This is a genomic window from Herpetosiphon sp., from assembly GCF_003512625.1.
Lineage (GTDB): Bacteria > Chloroflexota > Chloroflexia > Chloroflexales > Herpetosiphonaceae > Herpetosiphon > Herpetosiphon aurantiacus.
Map to the genome: position 1 here is coordinate 1 of NZ_DOPT01000010.1, position 6,294 is coordinate 6,294.

At 51.4% G+C, this 6,294-nt stretch carries 4 protein-coding genes; 2 read left to right on the plus strand and 2 right to left on the minus strand.

Features of this window, described 5'->3' with window-relative positions; genetic code table 11:
- Positions 1–548 precede the first annotated feature (548 nt).
- Positions 549–1,685, minus strand: a complete 1,137-nt coding sequence (locus DEF47_RS01740) for an IS4 family transposase (RefSeq protein ID WP_012189586.1) — start codon at positions 1,683–1,685, stop codon at positions 549–551.
- A gap of 65 nt (positions 1,686–1,750) precedes the next feature.
- Between DEF47_RS01740 and DEF47_RS01745 the strand changes: the two genes are divergently transcribed.
- Together DEF47_RS01745 and DEF47_RS01750 are read left to right on the plus strand one after the other, a co-directional pair.
- Positions 1,751–2,386 carry a hypothetical protein gene (locus DEF47_RS01745; protein WP_041304375.1) on the plus strand — a complete coding sequence of 212 codons (636 nt, stop codon included), beginning with the start codon at positions 1,751–1,753 and terminating at the stop codon, positions 2,384–2,386.
- Between the two features lie 153 nt (positions 2,387–2,539).
- The gene (locus tag DEF47_RS01750) at positions 2,540–3,250 is read left to right on the plus strand and encodes a hypothetical protein (RefSeq protein WP_012189584.1); all 711 of its coding nucleotides are present in this window, start codon (positions 2,540–2,542) and stop codon (positions 3,248–3,250) included.
- A gap of 322 nt (positions 3,251–3,572) precedes the next feature.
- Here the strand turns inward: DEF47_RS01750 and DEF47_RS01755 are convergent.
- A partial coding sequence (locus tag DEF47_RS01755; protein ID WP_287044935.1) for a polymorphic toxin-type HINT domain-containing protein occupies positions 3,573–6,294 on the minus strand: 2,722 nt, incomplete at its 5' end.

Below are 6,294 nucleotides of genomic sequence, written 5' to 3' on the forward strand. Positions count from 1 at the left end.
TTGGCGATTTATGAAGCGGTGTTGGGGGCCGATCATCCCGATACCCAGTTTATTCGTGCGAATCTCGTCTCTTTACAAGCCACCATGACGGCAGACGACCATCTGTAGGAATGATACCACCGTAGGTTATGGCAAAACACGTATTGCCGTGATGGAATACTCGTACCTGAACAATGAGCCAGAGGAACGATCGGCTACAAAGGAGCCATATACGCTAAGCCATTGCCTTGGTAACACATACCGATCGTTCACCATGGCAGTATTGCCCAAGAATATGTAGCTTCCCCATCATCGTTGATACGTTTTTATGCCATTACAGTGGTATAAAAACGCTCTGCCAACACAAGTGATCAGTATAGGTTACCCACCTATTGACTTAGTGTGCATGAACACATTCCTACACTAGGGTTTCTTGGTTCGCATACGTTGCACAAATCAGTACCTAGAATTAATAAAATTTAATCACAATCCATCATCGTACAAGATACTGGAATTAACGAAAAGATTGATTATCTGAGCAATCAATTCCAGCAGTAACAGCTGACTAACTAACACTTTGCTGCGACCCGCTCAGGCTGAAACGGATGGAGCGTGAGGTTCCATTTCGGGATATCGGCAAGGCTCAATGCTCGCCGGAGCCAACGCCATCCTAGCTGAAACACACTGAGTTGACGCTGATAGCCTGGATCGACGTGGGCACGTTGCTCATCCTTGAGTACGCGTTCCCCCAGTTCATACATCCAGAGCGTTGCCACGGCGATCGCCAATAGCAGCCGATCAAGCCGCTGCGGATCGCGCAGGCGACTGGCATCCAAATCAAATCCGCCCGATTTGTCATCGCGGAAGCTCTCTTCGATATGCATACGGCGCAAATAATGGTTCAGAATCCATTTGCTCGGCTCTCGGTTGGTTATTACCGCACATCGTTCCGCAGGCTTGGTTTTCGTGGCACGTGTCCACGTAATGGCGATAGTACAGCGCCATTCTCCGTCTTGGGTGAGCAAAACATTGCGCAGATAGACGGACTTGCCGGGCTTTACTGCCATAGTGTTGATCGCCATCCATGGGCCATCATCCCAGCGAATGGTCGTTGTATTTGCGATCCGAATGATGTAATCCCAGCCGCGGCGCTGGCAGCTTGCAGCCCATGCCCAATCGCGAAAGCCCCGATCCGCAAGAAACGTCACACGACGGGTTCCGATCAGAAGTTGTTGTACCCGATTAAGCATCCGCTGACATGACTCCACGGAGACGTTCCCGTGATGGCTCATGACCTGCCACGCGAGAGGGATTGCCCGATAACAGTGGGATAAGGACAGGCGAACCATCTGGAGTTTGTCGTGATTGACGTAGCACCCGTCAATCATGATAGTGATGTCGCGATTGCGCCAAGCCGTGAGCACATGGGTAATGAGCGGACGATAGAGAAACTGGGTATCAAGCCACGGATTGGCGAGCCAGCGCCGAATGCGTGCGATTCGCCCAGCGGCCTCAGCATCGCTCGCCAGATGGAGCGCCACAGCGCTAAGATGGACGGATCGCGCATGGAGTAAGCCGACAATGACCCAAGCCCAGGTCGCCAGTCGCCGTGCATGGAGGGTTGGATGAAACTGGTGCAACGTCGTCCAAACCCGCGTGTATAATTCATGACTGCTCCCCATGATGATCACCTTTCTTTGAAGCATAAGCACTCCAAAGTATGGCATGATTGTGGGGAGCAGCAAAGTGTTAGTTAGTCAGGTCAATTGATATGACAGAACATCGGATTGAGAGCCTCATAAAGAGCGCTATTGCGATGGCAACCATTAGAAACTTCGAGCAATCGATTGCAATTGTCCAATCTCTTGAAGAAGAATCACAATCCATTGCGCTTCATCGTATTGCCATAGCCCTCACAAAAATAGGAGATATCGATCAAGCTTTGATTTTTACCCAGTTTATCCTTGATGAGTTTATCCGTGTTAATACATGGATTAGAATGGTGGCTATTACGACCGAAAATAAGAACCATCAGAAAGCCCGCGAAGTACTTTATAGCACAATAGAACAAGTATCATTAATGAACACCACTGATGACGTTCTTTCGCGACTTGCGAATAGTGCTTCATTACTTGGACAACTTGATCAAGCATTTGCCATAGCCCAGTCGATCAGTGATACTGCGCAGCGAGTGAAAATCCTTGCGACACTTATTCAAACTTATGATCCCACTCCTGAGCGGACACTTTCAATTATTCAATCAGAATGGTATCAGGTAAAACACGATAGCAGGTTATGGGATTTTTTGCCCTTAGCTATCCCCTTGTTAGACCAATATCCATGGCTTGGAATCGCTATTCTAGAAAACGAGAAGTGGGTAAAACAACAACAAGTATGGTTAGTATAATGCTCAGCATTTTACTAAGACCTAGGTTATGATTTCGGGCATAGAGTACTGATTTGCTCTGCAAGTCTTGATTTTGAGAATTGGATTGCATAGACATCAGTATTATATTTATTTTCCTTTCGCTGTGACGAGTATCTCTTGGAGAACCCAATAATGATAACTCCAGATGTGTTTAAAGATGCCCTTTTAACACAAGATTATGAGACGATGCGTTTCGCTATTGCTACGGGATTTGATGTCAATACCGTTTGGCAGCTAGGACGGCCTTCATTTCTTCAAATCGCGCAAACTATGAACGATATGGAAAGCTTGAGAATCCTGTATGAGGCTGGTGCAGTGCCAGATACGCCATGGTTAGAAAATCTTTTTAAGGACTTTTCTCGTGGCGTTATTCGCACCCATGATGGATCAGCTCACAACCCGTGTCTTCAACCAGGTATCCGCGATCTTACTGAAAACTTCACGGTTTTAAGTCTTGAATACGAGAGGGGGATATGTCATTTTTCGCGTGGCATGCACACGATAGAAATTACCCTAAAACCGTTTATACTTGATGGCGAATGTGTTCAAACATCGATACAAGCTGATCGGATTGCCTTACCTCCGTCGCTTGACGATCTTTTAGGGCAACGTTTTATCTTTCCCCGCAATCCTGATGCGGGATATATCGATGCATCACTCTATCTTCGTCAAGCACATAATCCTGTTTATATTAGCTCAATTCTCTTTAAGAACTTTGTCCATGATAAACGTCAGATAGAGGTCGTTATGCAAATGATGTTTGATTTTGAAGAGGAAATGATCGGGTTTGCGAATGAAGCATTAACGCTCGAGATAGCATTGTTTTTAGAGGGTTGGGAATAATCATTCGATAGGACGTGATCCTGAATGGAGAGACCAGTATAGTATCACCTCTACGGGAAAGCAACCCATCGATGACATAGCAAAAACCACGCACGTTTACGCCAAAATTTCGCTAAATGGAATCATTATTGGAATAACATAAACACATCTCAATAATGATAAAAAATCGATGAATCCTTGGGTACTACTGCCATGCGCAAGGATCGGTATGTATTACCAAGGAAATATGTGCACCAACGATTAAATCGTGACCACATCAAATACATCTCGTGTAAGAAGGTAAGTGGATTATAGTACTATAATCCACTTACCTTCTTATTTGCTACGGTAATATACCAAACCATCTAATCATAGAAACCCCTCCTGTATGTGCTACATCTCCATGTAAATCGGTTGGTACTAACTGCATCGTTGTTCTATCTTGGTGATGATGCCACGTATAACCAGAGGGTCTTACTGTATAACCTGCGGCTTGATCTGCTTTGGCAAAGTCGCTCCCACGATTTCCTCTCATATCAATTTGGACATCCTTAATAGAATATGCTGAGAAATCAGGATACCCTTGGGCATCGAAGGGAACACCGTTTGGATACCGTGCTCTTACGTTAGGATCTTTTGGATAGTAGGTTGTGCCAGCATACGCACTGTTTCTAGGCTTCGGGCACTTGGCGTTATGCACCAGCCACTGGTCATCCCCGACAAAGAAGGTATGCGCGTCCGCCACGGTAAGGTTATACATCGTCTGCGGCATGTTCCGCGCAATGCTGATTTGCACGTATCCCCATGTGCCACTCGCCGTGCGAATCGCAGCACCTGGTTCGAGATCGCCAGCAGGAACCCAGCCCATTCCGCGCACATAGAAGGGATGCTCGGGTGTCGTGGTGATGGTCTCTCCGTCAATCGTCAGATCCAGCACGACCGGATCGTCGTGGATCAGGAGAGCGGTGATGCTGTATGATCCGGTGGTTTGGGTCGTCTCGTCGTAGCCCAGCACCGTATCGCCTTCGCGTAAGCGGGCAATCGGCTGCGGCCCATCCGGCGTGGCCACGGGCGTATCGGGGGTAAAGGAACAGGCACCATCCGCCAGATCATCAAGATAGCGCAAGTCGTCGGCATAGCCTGCTCCCCCACGGAAGCGTGCGAGGTCATCAACCATGCCTGCTCCGCCGAAGCCACCCCCAACCGCCATGCCACCCACATCCCAAACGCAGTCGGCTAACGCTTCGTAGTTGTAACAGAACGTCCCTTGGAGACAATTCTGCGACATCGATCCCACCGACCCCGGGATCGCCAATAACGTCCCAACCGGGTCGGTCGCAAAGGCAATCGTCCCATGGATGGCATCACCCGGCAAGTTTTCAATGCGCTTGCCGAACCGTTTGAGCATTGTCATCAGATCATCGCCACTTTTCGATTTGGGGAAGTCAAAGTAATCACCCAAGGAGCATTGATCCTCGGGATCGCCAAGGATGATCTGACATGGCTCCCATGACCCATCGGGTTGCAACCCCTTCCGATGACCCGTTGGATCGGTCCACGTGGCCGGGTTGTTATCCACATAGGCATAGCGATGTAACGAAGCCGGAGCCATGCTGCTGCCTGCATCGGTATCGCGTTGGATGAAGCGTCCCATGGTCGGCAGATAGTGGCGTGCTCGCAGATACACGAGGCCATCGAGCGGGTTCGTCCATTCCCCCGTAAAGCCAAAGGCACTCGTCGCACTGCCGCTGTGGGCCACTGGCACCCCATCGACCGTAAAGGCTTGGCTGAACAGGGTTGTTCCGCTCGGGGTGATCCCCTGCCGCACACTACCCACCAGATCGGTCAGCAAGGTGCTGACTTGCCCGCCACTGGTTTGATGCACCAACCCTGCGGGATCGCGGGCCACGCGGGTCGTGCCGTTCGCGGTCACTGTCCCCAGCACCTGGGGCAACCCTGCCGCTTCATCCAAGACCAGATCCTGTACCTGCCCATTGGTCGTCACCCGCACGAGATTACCCCAGCCATCATAGCCATAGGTCGTCGTGCCTGCACTGGTTGTACTGCTGGTCACCCGATTCGCCGCGTCATAGGTGTAGGTCGCCTCGGGGGTCGTTGTCAGGTTGCCATTGGCATCATGGGTATAGCCGCTGGTCGTCAGGCGATTGGCGGCATCATAGCTGAAGCTGAATGGGGTTTGCCCCGTGGTTGCCACATTGGTGCGATTGCCCACCGCGTCATGGGTATACGTCGTGCTGGCCTGTGGTTCCGTAGCCTGCACCATGCGATCCGTCGCATCGTAGGTCAGGGTCGTCGTGCCATTGGCATCGGTAAGGCTGGTACGATTCCCCACCGCATCCACCGTGCTGCCAAAGTTGGCGAGGGTCGTGCCGTTCTGGGCATAGTGGGTGGCCAGCACGCGCCCTGCCGCATCATAGGTGGGGGTCACGCTGAGGCCACTGCCGCTGGTTGCGGTCGCCATCTGCCCCCGTGCGCCATAGGCATAGGTCGTGGTGGAACCACCCCACGGTTGCAGACTCGCGACCCGTCCAGCGGCATCGGGAGTCGCCGTCACGCTGCCCGTACCCCAATAGTCGGTGTTGGTGCGGAACGAGGCGGCATCATAGGTATAGCCCACCGTGCGCCCATCGCGCGTCCGTTCGCGCAGCCGATTCAGCCCATCATAGCGATAGGTGGTCGTCCCCAGACCATCCTGCATCGTCGTGACATTGCCATTCGCGTCATGGGTATAGCTGACATCCGCTGTCCCACTGGGATAGTCAATATCGGTCAGGAAGCCATCAACGCTATAGCCATAGCTGGTGGTGCGATTGGCCATATCGATCTGCGCCGCCAGCCGTCCATCCGCCCGATACTGCCAGCGCTGGGTGCGGCCTGCCTCATGTTCCATGATCCGGCGACCGAGCGCATCATACTCCCACGCAAGCGTATTCCCGCGCGGGTCGGTAATGCCCGTCTGGTTGCCCCGCTGGTCGTAGGTCATCGTCCAGGTTTCGGTCAGGGCATTGGTCGTTGCCGTCATCCAGCCAAGCGCATTGGTTTGA

Coding starts and splice junctions, on each gene's coding strand:
- DEF47_RS01740 (WP_012189586.1), bottom strand. CDS start 1,685: ATGCTTCAAAGAAAGGTGATCATCATGGGGAGCAGTCATGAATTATAC.
- DEF47_RS01745 (WP_041304375.1), top strand. CDS start 1,751: ATGACAGAACATCGGATTGAGAGCCTCATAAAGAGCGCTATTGCGATG.
- DEF47_RS01750 (WP_012189584.1), top strand. CDS start 2,540: ATGATAACTCCAGATGTGTTTAAAGATGCCCTTTTAACACAAGATTAT.